A 14899-nucleotide genomic window follows, 5' to 3' on the forward strand; every position below is an offset into this window, starting at 1 on the left:
GGAGGGGTTGAAGCCGTACTTGGCCAGCACCCAGACGGTCATGATGCCGGCGCCGGTCATCAGCAGCACGGCCTTGATGATCTGCACCCAGGTGGTGCCCTTCATCCCGCCGAACACGACGTACACGATCATCAGCAGGCCGACGCCGGCGATGACCAGGTTCTTGGCCGCCTGCGAGCTGATGCCCAGCAGCAGCGAGACCAGTTCGCCGGCGCCGACCATCTGGGCCAGCAGGTAGAAGATCGACACCACGACGGTGGAGATGGACGCGGCGGTGCGCACCGGCCGCTGCCGCATGCGGAAGCTGAGCACGTCGGCCATGGTGAACTTGCCGGTGTTGCGCATCAGCTCGGCGACCAGCAGCAGGGCCACCAGCCAGGCGACGAGGAAGCCGATGGAGTACAGGAACCCGTCGTAGCCGTACAGCGCGATCAGGCCGGCGATGCCCAGGAACGAGGCGGCGGACATGTAGTCGCCGCCGATGGCGAAGCCGTTCTGCATCCCGGTGAACGAGCGGCCGCCGGCGTAGAAGTCGGCGGCGGTGCGGTTCTGCCGGCTCGCCCAGATGGTGATGCCCAGGGTGATGGCGACGAACGTCAGGAACAGCGAGATCGTCATCACCTGGTGGCCGGAACCGGAATCGGCGGCGGCCGCGGCCTCGGTGGCGGCGGGGGCGGGCGTGGCATCGGCGGCGGCCAGGCCGGCGGCAAGGGCGGTGAACATCAGACGGTTCCCTCGATCTCGTCGCGGAGCCGGTCGGCCTCGGGGTCGAACGTGCGATTCATGTGGCGCGCATAGAACAGCGCGATGAGAAATGTCGTGACGAATTGCAGGAGCCCGAAGATCAGGCCGATGTTGAACTCGCCGATCACCTTGATGTTCATGAAGTCACGGGCGAATGCGGCGCACAGCACGTAGGTGAAGTACCAGACCAGGAACGCCACGGTGACGGGAAAGATGAAGGAGCGCAGCACATGCCGCAGATGGGTGAAGGCCGGTGAATCCTGCACCTGCTCCCAGTCGACCGTCTGCGCGGGCGATTGCGCGGTGCTGGGTGGTTCGGCCATGAGACCTCCTTGTCCGGAAATGGCGTCCTGACCGTTCGAGCGGGATCCGGGGCGATGCCGTCGCGGATCAATCGCGTGGACCGGTCATCCGGAAAACCTAGGGATTCCGGTCTGCAGGGGGTACCCGCCCGTCGGCGGGTCACCGGCCGGTGCGCCGAGCGGTCGATCCGGACCGATGAACGGCAGCCGCGGTCACGGCCGGGTCACGTCGCAGGGGGCCGCCGCGCCGTCCTGTAGCCTTTGGTAAGGGAAACCTAAGTACGCCCGGCGGCCGGTTCCGGCGCCGGGCCGGAATGGAGCAAGGTGACTGCCTCGACGATCCCACCCGCCACCCGCCGGCCGGTGCCGGCCCCGGTGACCGTCGTCCGGACGACCCGGCTGACCCCGACCCTGGTCCGGGTGGTGTTCGGCGGGCTGACCGGGTTCGCGCCCAGCCGGTTCACCGACTCCTACGTCAAGCTGATCTTCCCGCGGGCGCCGTACCCGCAGCCGCTGGACCTGGACCGGATCCGGCAGGAGTGGCCCGTCGAGCAATGGCCGGTGGTCCGCACCTACACGGTGCGCGCGTTCGACCCGGTGGCGCACGAGCTGACCGTCGACTTCGTGGTGCACGGCAGCACCGGCGTGGCCGGGCCGTGGGCGGCGTCCGCCCGGCCGGGCGACACCCTGTTCGTCCGCGGCCCCGGCGGCGCGTACGCCCCCGACCCGGACGCCGACTGGCACCTGCTGGCCGGTGACGAGAGCGCCCTGCCGGCGATCGCCGTGGCGCTCGAATCGCTGCCGGCGGACGCCCGCGGCCACGCGGTGGTCGAGGTGTCCGGGCCGGCGTCCCAGGTGCCGCTGACCGCGCCCGCGGGCGTGACGATCACCTGGCTGCACTCCGGACACCGCACCGTCGGCGAGCGGCTGGTCGAGGTGGTCCGGGGCATCGAGCTGCCGCTGGCCGACGTGCAGGCGTTCGTCCACGGCGAGGCGGGCTGGGTCGCCCAGCTGCGCCGGCTGCTGCGCGTCGACCGGCAGGTGCCCGCGGCCCGGCTGTCCATCAGCGGCTACTGGCGGCTGGGCAACGACGAGGAGGGCTGGCGCGCCGGCAAGGCGCAGTGGGCCGCGGCCGCCGAGGAGATCGAGCGCCGGGCCGGCGTCGCCTGACCGAGCCGCCCGGGACGGTCAGGCGGGGGCTCGCCCCCGCTGCCGACGACGTACCGTCGGAGCAGCCCGGCTGGCCGATCGGCCCGCTGCGCTCGCGGCGGTGCAGCGGCCCGCCGGTGCACCACGGCGAAGCGGGAGAGGGACGATGCGGGTAGCGGTCACCGGCGGGAGCGGCAAGCTGGGTCGGGCGGTGGTCCGCGATCTGGTCGAGCACGGCCACGACGTGGTGAACCTGGACCGGGCGCCGTCGTCCGAGCCGGCCGGCGCCTTCGTCCGGGTCGACCTGTCCGATTACGGGCAGGTCCTCGGTGCGTTCCTCGGCGTGGACGACCGGTTCGACCGCCTCGACGCGGTCGTCCACCTGGCCGCCGTTCCGGCGCCCGGGCTGGTCCCGAACACGGCCGCGTTCGAGAACAACATCCTGGCCACCCACCACGTGTTCGCCGCCGCCCGGGCCGCCGGCATCCGGACCGTCGTCTGGGCGTCCAGCGAGACGGTGCTGGGCCTGCCCTTCGGGCCGGACAACCCGCCGCCGTGCATCCCGGTGGACGAGGAGTACCACCCGCGCCCGAACTCGTCGTACTCGCTGGCCAAGACGCTCGAGGAGGAGATGGCCGCCCAGTTCTGCCGCTGGCAACCGGAGCTGACGGCGACCGGCCTGCGCTTCTCCAACGTCATGGAACCCGCCGACTACGCCGAGTTCGGTTCGTTCGAGGCGGACCCCGGCCGGCGAATCTGGAATCTGTGGGGCTACATCGACGCGCGCGACGGCGCCCAGGCGGTGCGGCTGGCGCTGTCGCGCTCCGGCCCGGGGGTCGAGGTCTGCATCATCGCGGCGGCGGACACCGTGATGACCCGTCCCAGTGCCGAGCTGGCGGCGCAGGCCTTCCCCGGCGTTCCCCCGACCCGCGCCCTGCGTGGCCGCGAGACCCTGTTGAGCATCGACAAGGCCCGCCGGATCCTGGGCTTCGAACCCGCGCACAGCTGGCGGGACGAGGGATGAGCGCGATCGCGCCGCCCGGGTCGGGCTCCGGGCTGACCGGGACCGATCGCCGGCATCTGCGCCGCTGCGTGGAACTGGCCCGGCAGGCCATGGCCGCCGGGGACGAACCGTTCGGGTCGGTGCTGGTCGGCGGGGACGGCACGACCCTGTTCGAGGATCACAACCACGTCGCCGGGGGCGACGGGACGCAGCATCCGGAGTTCGCGATCGCCCGCTGGGCGGCCGAGCACCTGCCGGCGACGGACCGCGCGGCCGCGACCGTCTACACCTCCGGCGAGCACTGCCCGATGTGCGCCGCCGCCCATGCCTGGGTGGGCCTGGGCCGCATCGTGTACGCCACCTCGTCGGCGCAGCTCACCGCGTGGCTGACCGACTGGCAGGTCCCACCCGGTCCGGTCGCCCCGCTACCGATCGGGCAGGTCGCCCCCGGCATCCCGGTCGACGGGCCGGACCCCGACCTGGCCCCGCAGGTGCGGGAGCTGTACCGGCAGGCGTTCGTCCCGGCCGCCCGGGTCCCCTGAGCGGTTCCGGCGGGCCGCCGGCCGACCCCGGATCCCGGACGCCCAGCCGGCCGGGGCCACCGCCGGAGACCGCTCGAGGCGGCGGTGAGCGGGGTCGGCCGCCCGGTCGACGCAGCTGCGGCCGGCCGACGCCGAGTCACTCCCCCGGGCCCGACCTGTCATCCGAACGGGCGCGCCCGATCGGTGCGGAGCGACGGCCCACCGTGCGATTCTTGGGGCGAGAACGGCCGCCGGCTGCGCCCGGCGGCGCCGAAGGGGGATCGCCATGTCGGGCTGGGTCGTCGTCGCGGTCGGCGTGGTGCTGTGCTTCTTCGGGATCGGGTCGGTCCACCTGGCGATCCTGGCGTCCGGGTTCGGCCTGGGCTGGCTGCTCGCGGACCTGTTCGGGGCGACCGGCTGGACCACGGTGCTGGTGGCCGCGGGCGCAGCGCTCATCCTGGAGCTGCTGGTCGCGCTCGTCTTCAAGATCGCGCGCTTCGTCGTCGGCATGGTCGCCGGGTCGTTGATCGGCGCCAAGCTCTACTCGGTGACCGCCGGTGGCGACCGCAACGTCCTGCTGGCCGCCGTCGTCGTGGTCGCCACCGCGCTGGCCTTCGGGTTCCTGGCCGACAGGTTCCGGGAGCGGGTGCTGCTGTGGGCCACCGCGATCGGTGGCGCCGGCCTGATCCTCAGCGCCCTCGGCCTGATCTGGCCGGACACCCTCGGCTTCCTGCGGCACCCGAGCCCGGGCGGCCAGCAGGCCCTGAGCACCGTGCTCTGGGTCGCGCTGGCCGCCGCCGGCTGGCTGACCCAGCGCCGGCTGTTCCCGCGGGCGCTGAACCTGCGGGACGCCCGCGATTCCGACCGCCGGGAACGGGTTCAGGACGCCTGACCCGCGCGGTCACGGGGCGCCGACGCGGCGGGCCGCCGACGGCAGGTGCAGCTGGGCCAGCACCGCGTCCGCCCGGGCGGTCACCGAGCCGCGGGTGAGCAGCGAGACCACGACCATGGTGGCGAACGAGGCCGGCACGGACACCACGGCGGGCTGGCCGAGCAGCGAGTCCAGCGATCCGGTGGCCATTCCGGGCACGGCCACGAAGGCGACCAGCGCGCCCAGCGAGATGACCCCGCCCACGACCAGCCCGGCGACCGCACCCGCGGTGGTCAGCCCGCGCCACCAGATGCCGAGCACGAGCAGCGGGCAGAACGTGGACGCGGCGACGGCGAACGCCATCCCGACGACCCTGGAGATGTCGACGCTGGTGGTCGGCAGCGCGATGAGCAGCGGCACCAGCCCGGCGACCACCGCGGACGCGCGGAAGTCCCGCACCCGGCCGCGCAGCACGTCGGTGGACAGCACCCCGGCGGCCGCCACCACCAGCCCGGACGAGGTCGACAGGAACGCGGCGATGGCGCCGGCCGCGACCAGCGCGCCCAGCACCGCCCCGACCCAACCCCCGATGACCTGCACCGGCAGGCCCAGCAGCAGGGTGTCGGCCCGGCCCGGCGCCGGCGGCGCCATCAGCCGGTGCATCAGCACCCCGGCCAGCGTCGGGAACACGTAGAACACCCCGAGCAGCGCGATCACGCGGACCGTCGTCGCCCGCGCGGACCCGCCGTCGACGTTGGTGTAGAAGCGGACGAGCACGTGCGGCAGACCCATGGTGCCCAGGAACGTCGCCAGCATCAGCGAGTAGATCTCGGCCGCCGACGGGCCGCCGCCCAGCCCGGTGCCGGCGGACGCCCACTCGCCGGTGAACAGCTCACCGACCCCCGGCCGGGTCACCGCGTACGCGATCAGCACGGGCAGCGCGATGGCCACCACCTTGAACCAGTACTGCAGCGCCTGGACCAGGGTGATCGAACGCATCCCCCCGGCCACCACGTTGAGCGTCACGACGACGGCGACGACGGTCACCCCGACCCACCGGGGCAGCCCGGTGACCTGCTGCAGGACCAGGCCGGCACCGTGCAGCAGCGGCACCATGTACAGCCAGGCGATGGCCAGCACGAGCCCGGTCGCCAACCCGCGCAACCGGCGCGATCCCCACCGGATCTCGGCGAAATCGGGCACGGTGTACGCCCCGGACCGGCGCAGCGGCGCGGCGACGAACAGCTGCAGGGCCAGGTAGCCGGCGGTGAACCCGACCGGGTACCACAGGGCGTCCGGACCGTAGACCGCGATCAGGCCGGCGACCCCCAGGAACGACGCCGCTGACAGGTACTCGCCGGAGATCGCGGCCGCGTTCCAGGCCGGCCGGACCGTCCGCGAGGCGACCAGGAAGTCGTTGGTGGTCCGGGCCAGGCGGACGCCGTACGCGCCGATGACCCCGGTCAGCAGCACGACCAGGGCGATCGCCACCAGCGAGAGGGTCGAGTCGGCCGTCGTCATCGGTGCTCGTCCCGCCCGAGCAGCGCGGTGAAGTCGCGTTCGATCCGCTCCGCGTGCCGGCGGTGCCAGCGGGCGAGCAGGTACAGGGTCGGGTAGGCCAGCACCCCCAGCAGCCACCAGGCGACCGGGATGCCCAGCACCCGGGCCGCGCCGAACGCCGGCACGAGCGTGAACAGCAGCGGCAGCGGGACGAACAGGGCCAGCGCCAGCGCCGCCACCCGGATCGAGGCGACCAGCTGGGCCCGGACCAAGCCGCGCACCAGCTCCCGGCCGAGTTCGGTCTGCTCGGCGACCTCGGCCGCCCGCAACACCGGCCGGCGGGACGCCGGCCGCCGATCCGCGAGGACGATCCGGACCCGCCGCGGCGGGTGCCGATCGGTCACCGGCCCGGCCGGCGACCGGCCAGCAGCTGCTGCTTGAGGGTCCGCAGGTGCCGGCGGCTCACCGGCAGGTCGGCGACGGCCGGCTGCCCGGAGACCAGGATGCGGTAGCCGCCGTCGACCGAGCGCAGCTCCACGATCCGGCTCAGCGCGACCAGGTAGCCGCGGTGGACGCGGACGAACCCGGCCGGCGCCCACTCCTCCTGGAGCACGGCCAGCGGGGTGCGGATGAGGTGGCTGCCGCCGCCGGCCACGTGCAGCCGGGCGTAGTCCCCCTGGGCCTCGGCCCAGCAGACGGCGGACCGGGGCACGAACCGGGTGCTGCCGGCCAGGTCCACCGCGATCATCACGTCGTCGCCCCGCGGCCCGGCACCACCCGCCGGCCCCGGACGCCCGCCCGCCGGAGCGGCGGATCGGTCCGGACCGTCCGGCCGGTCCACGGAGCGGCGGCCGTCGCCGGCCCGCCGGTCGGCCCGGACCGAGGCGTCCCGGGCGGCGCAAAACCGGGTGACCGCCTCGGCCAACCGGGCCGCCCGGACCGGCTTGAGCAGGTAGTCGACGGCCCCGATCTCGTACGCCTCGACCGCCCGGTTGTCGTGGGCGGACAGGAACGCGACCACCGGCGGACGCGCCAGCCCGGACAGCACCCGGGCCAGGTCGACGCCGTCCCACCCGGGCATCGCGATGTCCAGCAGCACGGCGTCCGGCATCGGCAGGTCGCCGTCGGTGCGGGTGAGCAGCGCCAGCGCCTGGGCCGCGTTCCCGGCGGTCAGGATCGTGCCGACGCGGGGGTCGCCGCGCAGCAGGTAGCTGATCTCGTCCAGGGCCGGCGCCTCGTCGTCGACGGCCAGGACGACCAGCCCGTCGGCCGACCCGGGCGCCGCCGCACCATCCCCCGGCCCGGACGGCGCCGACCCGCTCGCGCCCGCCGCGGGTCGTGCCTGGTCACCGGCTCCTGGCCGCACCGCCCGCCTCCCGTTCCGCCGGCGCCGGCCCGACTGCACCGGCCCGTTCGCCTGCGTGCATCCTGGCCGGTGCTCCCCTTCCGGACAACCCCCTCCCCGGCCCCCGGCGGACCCGTCCGCGACATCGACTCGCCCCCGGTGCGCCCGGACGGCCTCGTCGAACACGGGTCGGCGGCGAGTCGGGCGGGCCGGCGGGGCCTCGGTGGGTCAGGGCCCGGCCGTCACGCCCGGCGCGAACTTGGGCAGCCGGACGATCACCTTGGTGCCGGCGTCCGGCGCGGTCTCCACCACCAGCCCGTAGTCCTCGCCGAACGCCGCCCGCAGCCGGTCGTCCACGTTGCCCAGCCCCACGTGGTCGGAGCCGTGGTCGGCGCCCGGCTCGTCGTGCCGGCCGACCTGGTCCGGGTCCATCCCCAGCCCGTCGTCCTCGACGCTGATCACGCAGTCCGGACCGATGTCCTCGGCGGTGACCGCCACGGTGCCACCGTCGGGCCGGCCGGCCAGCCCGTGCCGCACGGCGTTCTCCACCAGCGGCTGGATCGACAGGAACGGCACCACGACGCCGAGGACCTCGGGCGCGATCCGCCAGCGGATCCGCAGCCGGTCGCCGAACCGGGCCCGCTCCAGGGTCAGGTATTTCTCGATGTTGCCCAGCTCGTCGGCCAGCGTGGTGAACTCGCCGGCCTGCCGGAAGGAATAGCGGGTGAAGTCGGCGAACTCCAGCAGCAGCTCGCGGGCCCGATCGGGATCGCTGCGCACGAACGCGGCGATGGTGGTGAGCGCGTTGTAGATGAAGTGCGGGGAGATCTGCGCCCGCAGGGCCCGGACCTCGGCCCGGGCCAGGTCCGCCCGGGAGACGTCCAGATCGGCCAGCTCCAGCTGGGTGGCGATGAAGCGCGACGTCTCGTCGGCGGCCCGGATCAGGTACGGCCCGACGGTCGACCCGGTCAGCACGACCAGCGCCCCGGCCGGCCGGCCGGACGCGACCAGCGGCACCACCACCGCCCGCGTCACCGCGCACCCGGGCACGGCGCAGGCCGGCAGGGTGACCAGCTGCCGGCGGTCGGCCCGCAGGGCGGCGCGGACGGTGTGCCCGACCACCCCGTCCGCCGGCGCCTCGACGTGGTGGCCGCCGGGTCCCTGGGCGCCGAGCGAGCGCCCGTCCGGATCGCACAGCGCCACCCCGGGGGTCTCCAGCAGCGCCCGCAGGTACGGCAGGGCCTGGACCGCGGACACCTCGGTCAACCCGTTGCGCAGCGGCGGCGCGGCCAGGCCGGCCGTCCGCAACGCCTGGGCCGCGGCCCGCACCCCCGGCGGGTCGAGCATCCGCCGGCGCACGAAACGGCCGGCCAGCAGCGCGACCACGATCAACCCGACCAGCAGTCCACCGACCAGCAGAAGGGTGATTGTCGTTGTCACGCAGAGCTTCCCGTCGATCGGCGGCGGCCGGCCGGCGGTCCGGCCGGCGGCGGAACGTTCCGTTCGCCACTTACTTTATGAACAAACCAGTGACCTTCGGGCCCGCTCCCGGGATTGTTCTCTCCAGTCCCCCCGCTACTCCGTCCCGCAGGAGAGAGTCAATGTCGACAGCTACGAATCCCCCGAAGGGCTCCGGTGCCGCAGTGGCCGACAAGCCCCGCAAGAAGATCAGCACGCACTGGCTGTACATCGCGGTCATCGTCGCGGTCGTCGCCGGTATCGCGGTCGGCCTGATCTTCGGCAAGAGCGCCGCCGGCCTGTCCGTGATCGGCACCGCGTTCGTCAACCTGATCAAGATGATGATCGCGCCGATCATCTTCTGCACGATCGTGCTGGGCATCGGCTCGGTCCGCAAGGCCTCGCAGGTCGGCAAGGTGGGCGGCATCGCCCTGCTCTACTTCGTGGTGATGTCCACCTTCGCCCTCGGCCTCGGCCTGCTGGTGGGCAACCTGGTCCACCCGGGCGACAGCCTGCAGGCGGCCGCGTCGACCGCCAGCTACACCGTGCCCGAGACCGCGGCCGGCTCCGGCAACTTCTTCCTCGACATCATCCCGCACTCCCTGCTCGGCGGTCTGACCGAGGGCAACGTGCTGCAGGCCCTGTTCGTCGCACTCCTGGTGGGCTTCGCGGTGCAGGCGCTGGGCAGCAAGGGTGAGCCGATCCTGAACGCGATCACGCACTTCCAGCGGCTGGTCTTCAAGATCCTGGCCGGCATCATGTGGCTGGCCCCGATCGGCGCCTTCGGTGCGATCGCCGGCGTCGTCGGCAACGCGGGCTGGGCCGCCATCGGCGCGCTGTCGCTGTTCGTCGCCGTCTTCTACGCCACCTGCCTGGCCTTCATCGTGCTCATCCTGGGCGGCCTGCTGAAGGTCACCACCGGCCTGTCGATCTTCAGCCTGCTCAAGTACCTGCGCCAGGAGTACCTGCTGATCGTCGCCACCAGCTCCTCCGAGACCGCCCTGCCGCGGCTCATCGCCAAGATGGAGCACCTGGGCGTCTCCAAGCCCGTCGTCGGCATCGTGGTCCCGACCGGTTACTCCTTCAACCTCGACGGCACCGCGATGTACCTGACCATGGCCTCGCTGTTCATCGGCAACGCCATGGGCACCCCGCTGACCTGGAGCGAGCAGCTGTCCCTGCTGCTGTTCATGATCATCGCCTCGAAGGGGGCCGCCGGGGTCACCGGCGCCGGCCTGGCCACCCTCGGCGGCGGCCTGGCCTCGCACCGCCCCGACCTGGTCCCCGGTGTCGGCCTGATCGTCGCCGTCGACCGGTTCATGTCCGAGGCCCGCGCCCTGACCAACTTCTCCGGCAACGCCGTCGCCACCCTGGTCATCGGCCACTGGACCAAGGAGGTCGACTACGACCAGACCAAGCGGGTGTTCACCAACGAGGATCCGTTCGACGACACCGACATGCTGGACGAGCACTCCGCGGCCGAGCATCGGGCGGACGTCAACTCCTACAAGACCAAGGAGCTGACCCACTGATCGGAACCGGCTGACCGGACACCGATCGACAGGACTCGGGGGTTCCCGGGCCAGCAGATCCCGGGAACGACATGACGAAGCGGCGGCGAGGACATCCTCGCCGCCGCTTTCGTCTGCCGGTCGACCGGTTCCGCCGTCCCCCGCGCCACCGACCTCGTTGCCGGCCGTCGTGGGGGTCGTCGGGTCAGGCCGCCGCGCTCGCCCGGTCCTTCCCCTCGGCGTCGACCGGCGGTGCCGGCGGTGTGACGACCGCCGCCCGGGCGAAGACGACGAACAGCGCGATCAGCAGGGCGACCCGGCCCCAGACGCCGATGAGCACCGCCTGCGGGGAGAACGCGTCCCAGGTGGTGTCGGGCAGCCGGCTGTTGATGAGGTACTGCCAGCGGAAGAAGCCGATGCCGATCGCGGCGTCGGCCGCGAAGTAGGCCAGGATCCAGCCGGCCCGGACCCGGAGCAGCACGAAGAAGGGCAGCAGCCAGAGCACGAACTGCGGCGAGTGCACCTTGTTGAACAGCAGGTAGGCGGTCAGCATCGCCGCGCAGACCGGCAGCCACGGGTAGACCCGGTCCCGGCGGAAGCGCAGCCACCCGACGCCGACCGCGAGCAGCAGGCCGAGCAGGGTGGCGATCGTCGCGGCCAGGGCGAGCCGGTCCTGCACCACCGCGTTGCCGGAGTTGCTGTACGGCCGGAACAGCCAGAACCAGATCGTGTTGGTCGTCATGTCGATCGGCCGGCTCCACTGGAACTGGAACGAGGCCCACCAGCCCCGGGGACCGGCGATCGCGAACGGCAGATTGCACAGCGCGAAGACCGCTCCGGTCCCGGCCAGGAAGCCGGCGCCGACCAGGACGCGCCGGCCGCGGGCGACGTCCGCCCGGCCCGGCCGCCAGGCCCCGGCCGCGAGCCAGCAGGCGACCGGCAGCGCTAACATCGCGGGTTATATATTCAATCCGGCACCCAGCCCTAGGGCCAGCGCCGCGTGGATCAGCGGCCGGGCACGGTCCACACCGCCGGCCGGCCGGGCGGCCCGCAGCAGGATCCAGCAGGCCCAGACCGAGCAGGCGACGGCGAACAGGTCCCAGTTGTGGAACGCGTACAGCACCAGCGGCGGCGCGAGGGCGAACCACCAGGACCGCAGACCGGCCAACCAGGCCAGCATCGCCGCCGACAGCAGCCCGGCGATGGCGAGCAGCAGGGCGGAGATGGTCAGGAAGTCGCCGTCGGTGTCGGACGGCAGCGCGGCCAGCCAGATCGCCAACCCGGTGAGCACCGGGTACTCCACCGCCCCGCCGTACAGCTCGCCCCGGGCCGCGTCGTACCCGCCGTGGACGTAGGGAAAGACGTGCTCGTCGATGTCCCGGCCGATCCACAGGTACTGGATGTCGGTGTAACAGACGTCGCGGGTGATCCGGACGCCGTAGTCGGGGGTGCTACGGCCCTGGGCGTCGTACTGCGGGCCGATGCAGCGGGCCTTGTTCGCGTACCCGGCGGCCAGGGTCAGCGCGCACAGCAGCACGGTGACCAGGACGAACACCGGCGTGCGTCGGGCAGCGGCCGACTCCAGCCGGGACAGCAACGGCAAGACCTAGTCCAGGGAGATCGGGGTGACCCCGAACGGGGCCAGCCCGGCCGCGCCGCCGTCGGCCGCGGTGAGCACGCAGATGCCGTCCTCGCCGATGCCGATGGAGTGCTCCCAGTGCGCGGCCCGGGCGCCGTCCTTGGTGACGACCGTCCAGTCGTCGGCCAGCACCCGGGTGCCGGGCCGGCCCAGCGTGAGCATCGGCTCGATGGCCAGGGCGATGCCGGGGGTCAGCCGCGGGCCCTTGCCCCGCTTGCCCTGGTTCGGCACGAACGGGGCCATGTGCATCGCGGTGCCGATGCCGTGCCCGCCGTATCCGGAGACCGAGCCGTAGCGGCGGCCGTCGGCCCGCGCGGACCAGCCGACCGACTGCTCGACGGCGGCGGAGATGTCGCCCAGCCGGCCCTGCGGCCGGGCCGCGGCGATGCCGGCCCACATCGCCCGCTCGCAGGCGGCGATGAGGTCGACCTCGCTCATCCCCTGCTCGTCCGGCGGCGGGGCGCCGACGTGCAGCGAGACCGCGCTGTCGGCGTGCCAGCCGTCGACGATGCACCCGGCGTCGATCGAGAGCAGATCGCCCTCGTGCAGCACCCGGTCGGCCGCCGGGATGCCGTGCACCACCTCGTCGTTCACCGACGCGCAGATGGTGGCCGGGAAGCCCGGGTCGTCGCCCCGGGCCCCGTAGTGCAGGAAGTTGCTGGTCCCGCCGCCCTCGGCGATGACCGTCGCCACGGCGTCGTTGACGTCCATGGTGGTGGCGCCGGGCGCGACGGCCGCGCGCCCGGCGGCGATGGCCTCGGCGAGCAACCGGCCGGCGGCGCGCATGGCCTGCAGTTCGCCGCGGGTCTTGACCTGGATCGCCTCAGCCATCGACTGCCACTTCTTTCGAGCACGCCTTCCGGACGGAACGGATCAGTGGCCGAGCGCCGTGAGCGCCCGCCGCTGCACCTCGTCGATGGTGCCGACGCCGTCGATCGCCACCAGCTTGGACGCGTAGTAGTCCAGCAGCGGCTTGGTCTCCTGGTGGTACAGCTCGAGCCGGCGGCTGATCGCCTCCGCGGTGTCGTCGGCGCGTCCGCGGGCGAGCATGCGCTCCAGCAGCACGTCGTCGGGCACCTCGAGCAACAGCACCTTGTCGATGTCCTCGTCCCGTTCGACCAGGATCTCGCCGAGCTTGTTCGCCTGGACGACGGTCCGCGGGAAGCCGTCGAGCAGGAAGCCCTTGGCCGCGTCGGCCTCGTCGAACCGGGCGGCGACCATGGCCACGGTGACGTCGTCGGGAACCAGTTCGCCGGCGTCCATGTACTTCTTGGCCAGGACGCCGAGCTCGGTGCCGGCGCCGACGTTGGCCCGGAAGATGTCACCGGTGGAGATGTGCGGGATGCCGATCGCCTCGGCGAGGCGGCTGGCCTGGGTGCCCTTGCCGGCACCCTGGGGACCGACGATCAGAATTCTCATCAGCGGAGGAACCCTTCATAGTTGCGCTGCATCAGCTGGGTCTCGATCTGCTTGACGGTGTCCAGCCCAACACCGACCATGATCAGGACTGCTGTGCCACCGAACGGGACGTTCTGATTGTTGCCTTCGCCGGTCAGTTCGAGGAAGAGGTTCGGGAGAATCGCCACAGTTCCCAGATAGATGGACCCGGGCAGGGTAATGCGGGACAGCACGAACTGCAGGTACTCGGCCGTCGGCCGGCCCGGCCGGATGCCCGGGATGAACCCGCCGTACTTCTTGAGCTCGTCGGCCCGCTCGGTCGGGTTGAAGGTGATCCCGACGTAGAAGTAGGTGAAGAAGATGATCAGGGCGAAGTACAGCAGGATGTGCACCCAGCTGCCCTGGTTGATCACGTAGAGCTGCAGGAACTGCGCCCACCCGCTGACCTCCTGGGTGCCGTCGGCGCTGACCGTGGTCGGCGCGACCAGCTGGACCAGCAGCAGCGGCAGGTACAGCAGGGAGGTGGCGAAGATGACCGGGATGACGCCGGCCTGGTTCACCTTCAGCGGCAGGTAGGTCGACGTGCCGCCATACATCTTGCGGCCGATCATCCGCTTGGCGTACTGCACCGGCAGCCGGCGCTGGCCCTGCTCCACGAACACGACCGCGGCGATGATCGCCAGCGCCAGGACCAGCACCACGGTGAAGACGACCGCGCCCTGGTTGTTGAGGATGTTCATGCCCTCGGCCGGGATGCGGGCCGCGATCGACGTGAAGATCAGGATCGACATGCCGTTGCCGATGCCCCGGTCGGTGATGAGCTCGCCCATCCACATGATCGCGGCGGTGCCGGCGGTCATCGTGAGCACCAGGGTGATCAGGGCGAAGGCGCTCTGGTCGGGGATGATCTGGTCGCCGACCGAGCAGCCCGGGAACATCTGGCCGTTGATGGCCAGGGCCAGGAACGCGGTCGACTGCAGCACGCCCAGCCCGATGGTCAGGTACCGGGTGTACTGGGTGAGCTTGGCCTGGCCGGCCTGGCCCTGCTTCTTGAGCTCCTCGAACCGCGGGATGACCACGCCCAGCAACTGGACGATGATCGACGCGGTGATGTACGGCATGATGCCCAGCGCAAACACGCTCAACCGCAGCAGCGCGCCGCCGGAGAACAGGTTCAGCACGGTGAACAGGTCGTTGCCCGTCCCGGCCTCGTCGATGCACTGCTGGATGGCGCCGTAGGACACACCCGGCGACGGGACGGTGGCGCCCAGCCGGTAGATGGCGACCATGGCGAGCGTGAAGAGGATCTTCTTGCGCAGATCGGGTGTCTTCAGCGCCGAGACGAAGGCGGCGAGCAATGATCCTCCTGGCTTCACCGGGCCGAGGTGGTGCCGGCCCGATCGGGGTTGCCGAACCCGGTTGGTCGGAACTCCGTCGTTGCGTGGTGGCCCGTGAGCC

The 14899-nt window shown here is 72.4% G+C and carries 16 protein-coding genes; 5 read left to right on the plus strand and 11 right to left on the minus strand.

All coding sequences use genetic code 11. From position 1 onward, the window contains the following. Both ACOJUF_RS15330 and ACOJUF_RS15335 read right to left on the minus strand, forming a co-directional pair. Window positions 1-618: cation acetate symporter (locus ACOJUF_RS15330; protein ID WP_420122709.1), on the minus strand; the 618-nt coding region annotated here is incomplete at its 3' end. 104 nt (window positions 619-722) lie between these two features. Continuing rightward, a complete protein-coding gene (locus ACOJUF_RS15335) occupies window positions 723-1067 on the minus strand; it encodes a DUF485 domain-containing protein (protein WP_420122694.1) in 345 nt (114 codons plus the stop codon). Between the two features lie 303 nt (window positions 1068-1370). Between ACOJUF_RS15335 and ACOJUF_RS15340 the strand changes: the two genes are divergently transcribed. From ACOJUF_RS15340 to ACOJUF_RS15355, 4 genes are all read left to right on the plus strand, one after another. Continuing rightward, window positions 1371-2216 (plus strand): siderophore-interacting protein, encoded by an 846-nt coding sequence (locus ACOJUF_RS15340; RefSeq protein ID WP_420122695.1) that lies wholly within the window; start codon window positions 1371-1373, stop codon window positions 2214-2216. A 145-nt stretch (window positions 2217-2361) separates the two neighbouring features. Next, window positions 2362-3219, plus strand: coding sequence for an NAD-dependent epimerase/dehydratase family protein (locus tag ACOJUF_RS15345; RefSeq protein ID WP_420122696.1), 858 nt, complete (start codon window positions 2362-2364; stop codon window positions 3217-3219). Further along, window positions 3216-3740: a nucleoside deaminase gene (locus ACOJUF_RS15350; RefSeq protein WP_420122697.1), complete on the plus strand. Its 525-nt coding sequence runs from the start codon at window positions 3216-3218 to the stop codon at window positions 3738-3740. The genes ACOJUF_RS15345 and ACOJUF_RS15350 overlap by 4 nt, the downstream gene beginning before the upstream one ends. Window positions 3741-4005: 265 nt before the next feature. Continuing rightward, window positions 4006-4611, plus strand: a complete 606-nt coding sequence (locus tag ACOJUF_RS15355; RefSeq protein ID WP_420122698.1) for a DUF4203 domain-containing protein — start codon at window positions 4006-4008, stop codon at window positions 4609-4611. Between the two features lie 9 nt (window positions 4612-4620). Here ACOJUF_RS15355 and ACOJUF_RS15360 read toward each other — a convergent pair whose 3' ends face one another. The 4 genes from ACOJUF_RS15360 to ACOJUF_RS15375 all read right to left on the minus strand — a co-directional run bounded on the left by ACOJUF_RS15360 (window position 4621) and on the right by ACOJUF_RS15375 (window position 8875). Further along, window positions 4621-6111, minus strand: coding sequence for a cation acetate symporter (locus tag ACOJUF_RS15360; protein ID WP_420122699.1), 1491 nt, complete (start codon window positions 6109-6111; stop codon window positions 4621-4623). Next, window positions 6108-6494: a hypothetical protein gene (locus ACOJUF_RS15365; protein WP_420122700.1), complete on the minus strand. Its 387-nt coding sequence runs from the start codon at window positions 6492-6494 to the stop codon at window positions 6108-6110. The genes ACOJUF_RS15360 and ACOJUF_RS15365 overlap by 4 nt, the downstream gene beginning before the upstream one ends. After that, window positions 6491-7456, minus strand: a complete 966-nt coding sequence (locus tag ACOJUF_RS15370; RefSeq protein ID WP_420122701.1) for a LytR/AlgR family response regulator transcription factor — start codon at window positions 7454-7456, stop codon at window positions 6491-6493. The genes ACOJUF_RS15365 and ACOJUF_RS15370 overlap by 4 nt, the downstream gene beginning before the upstream one ends. Window positions 7457-7663: 207 nt before the next feature. Then, window positions 7664-8875, minus strand: a complete 1212-nt coding sequence (locus ACOJUF_RS15375; protein ID WP_420122702.1) for a sensor histidine kinase — start codon at window positions 8873-8875, stop codon at window positions 7664-7666. Window positions 8876-9036: 161 nt separating this feature from the next. Between ACOJUF_RS15375 and ACOJUF_RS15380 the strand changes: the two genes are divergently transcribed. Then, on the plus strand, window positions 9037-10425 hold the full coding sequence (locus ACOJUF_RS15380) for a cation:dicarboxylate symporter family transporter (RefSeq protein WP_420122703.1): 1389 nt from the start codon (window positions 9037-9039) through the stop codon (window positions 10423-10425). 184 nt (window positions 10426-10609) lie between these two features. Here the strand turns inward: ACOJUF_RS15380 and ACOJUF_RS15385 are convergent, their stop codons facing one another. The 5 genes from ACOJUF_RS15385 to secY are packed head-to-tail and all read right to left on the minus strand — an operon-like array spanning window position 10610 to window position 14799. Beyond that, window positions 10610-11356, minus strand: a complete 747-nt coding sequence (locus ACOJUF_RS15385) for a hypothetical protein (RefSeq protein WP_420122704.1) — start codon at window positions 11354-11356, stop codon at window positions 10610-10612. A 6-nt stretch (window positions 11357-11362) separates the two neighbouring features. Beyond that, window positions 11363-12007: a hypothetical protein gene (locus ACOJUF_RS15390; RefSeq protein WP_420122705.1), complete on the minus strand. Its 645-nt coding sequence runs from the start codon at window positions 12005-12007 to the stop codon at window positions 11363-11365. A 3-nt stretch (window positions 12008-12010) separates the two neighbouring features. After that, window positions 12011-12874: a type I methionyl aminopeptidase gene (map, locus tag ACOJUF_RS15395; protein WP_420122706.1), complete on the minus strand. Its 864-nt coding sequence runs from the start codon at window positions 12872-12874 to the stop codon at window positions 12011-12013. Window positions 12875-12916: 42 nt separating this feature from the next. Beyond that, the gene (locus tag ACOJUF_RS15400) at window positions 12917-13462 is read right to left on the minus strand and encodes an adenylate kinase (RefSeq protein WP_420122707.1); all 546 of its coding nucleotides are present in this window, start codon (window positions 13460-13462) and stop codon (window positions 12917-12919) included. Next, window positions 13462-14799 carry a preprotein translocase subunit SecY gene (secY, locus tag ACOJUF_RS15405; protein ID WP_420122708.1) on the minus strand — a complete coding sequence of 446 codons (1338 nt, stop codon included), beginning with the start codon at window positions 14797-14799 and terminating at the stop codon, window positions 13462-13464. Before secY ends, ACOJUF_RS15400 begins: the two co-directional genes overlap by 1 nt. Window positions 14800-14899 lie beyond the last annotated feature (100 nt).

It is taken from the genome of Nakamurella sp., assembly GCF_048594475.1.
Lineage (GTDB): Bacteria > Actinomycetota > Actinomycetes > Mycobacteriales > Nakamurellaceae > Nakamurella.

What these genes read in the sequence shown, in the direction of transcription:
- ACOJUF_RS15335 (WP_420122694.1), bottom strand. Translation starts at nt 1,067, where the DNA reads ATGGCCGAACCACCCAGCACCGCGCAATCGCCCGCGCAGACGGTCGAC.
- ACOJUF_RS15345 (WP_420122696.1), top strand. Translation starts at nt 2,362, where the DNA reads ATGCGGGTAGCGGTCACCGGCGGGAGCGGCAAGCTGGGTCGGGCGGTG.
- ACOJUF_RS15350 (WP_420122697.1), top strand. Translation starts at nt 3,216, where the DNA reads ATGAGCGCGATCGCGCCGCCCGGGTCGGGCTCCGGGCTGACCGGGACC.
- ACOJUF_RS15355 (WP_420122698.1), top strand. Translation starts at nt 4,006, where the DNA reads ATGTCGGGCTGGGTCGTCGTCGCGGTCGGCGTGGTGCTGTGCTTCTTC.
- ACOJUF_RS15360 (WP_420122699.1), bottom strand. Translation starts at nt 6,111, where the DNA reads ATGACGACGGCCGACTCGACCCTCTCGCTGGTGGCGATCGCCCTGGTC.
- ACOJUF_RS15380 (WP_420122703.1), top strand. Translation starts at nt 9,037, where the DNA reads ATGTCGACAGCTACGAATCCCCCGAAGGGCTCCGGTGCCGCAGTGGCC.
- ACOJUF_RS15385 (WP_420122704.1), bottom strand. Translation starts at nt 11,356, where the DNA reads ATGTTAGCGCTGCCGGTCGCCTGCTGGCTCGCGGCCGGGGCCTGGCGG.
- map (WP_420122706.1), bottom strand. Translation starts at nt 12,874, where the DNA reads ATGGCTGAGGCGATCCAGGTCAAGACCCGCGGCGAACTGCAGGCCATG.
- ACOJUF_RS15400 (WP_420122707.1), bottom strand. Translation starts at nt 13,462, where the DNA reads ATGAGAATTCTGATCGTCGGTCCCCAGGGTGCCGGCAAGGGCACCCAG.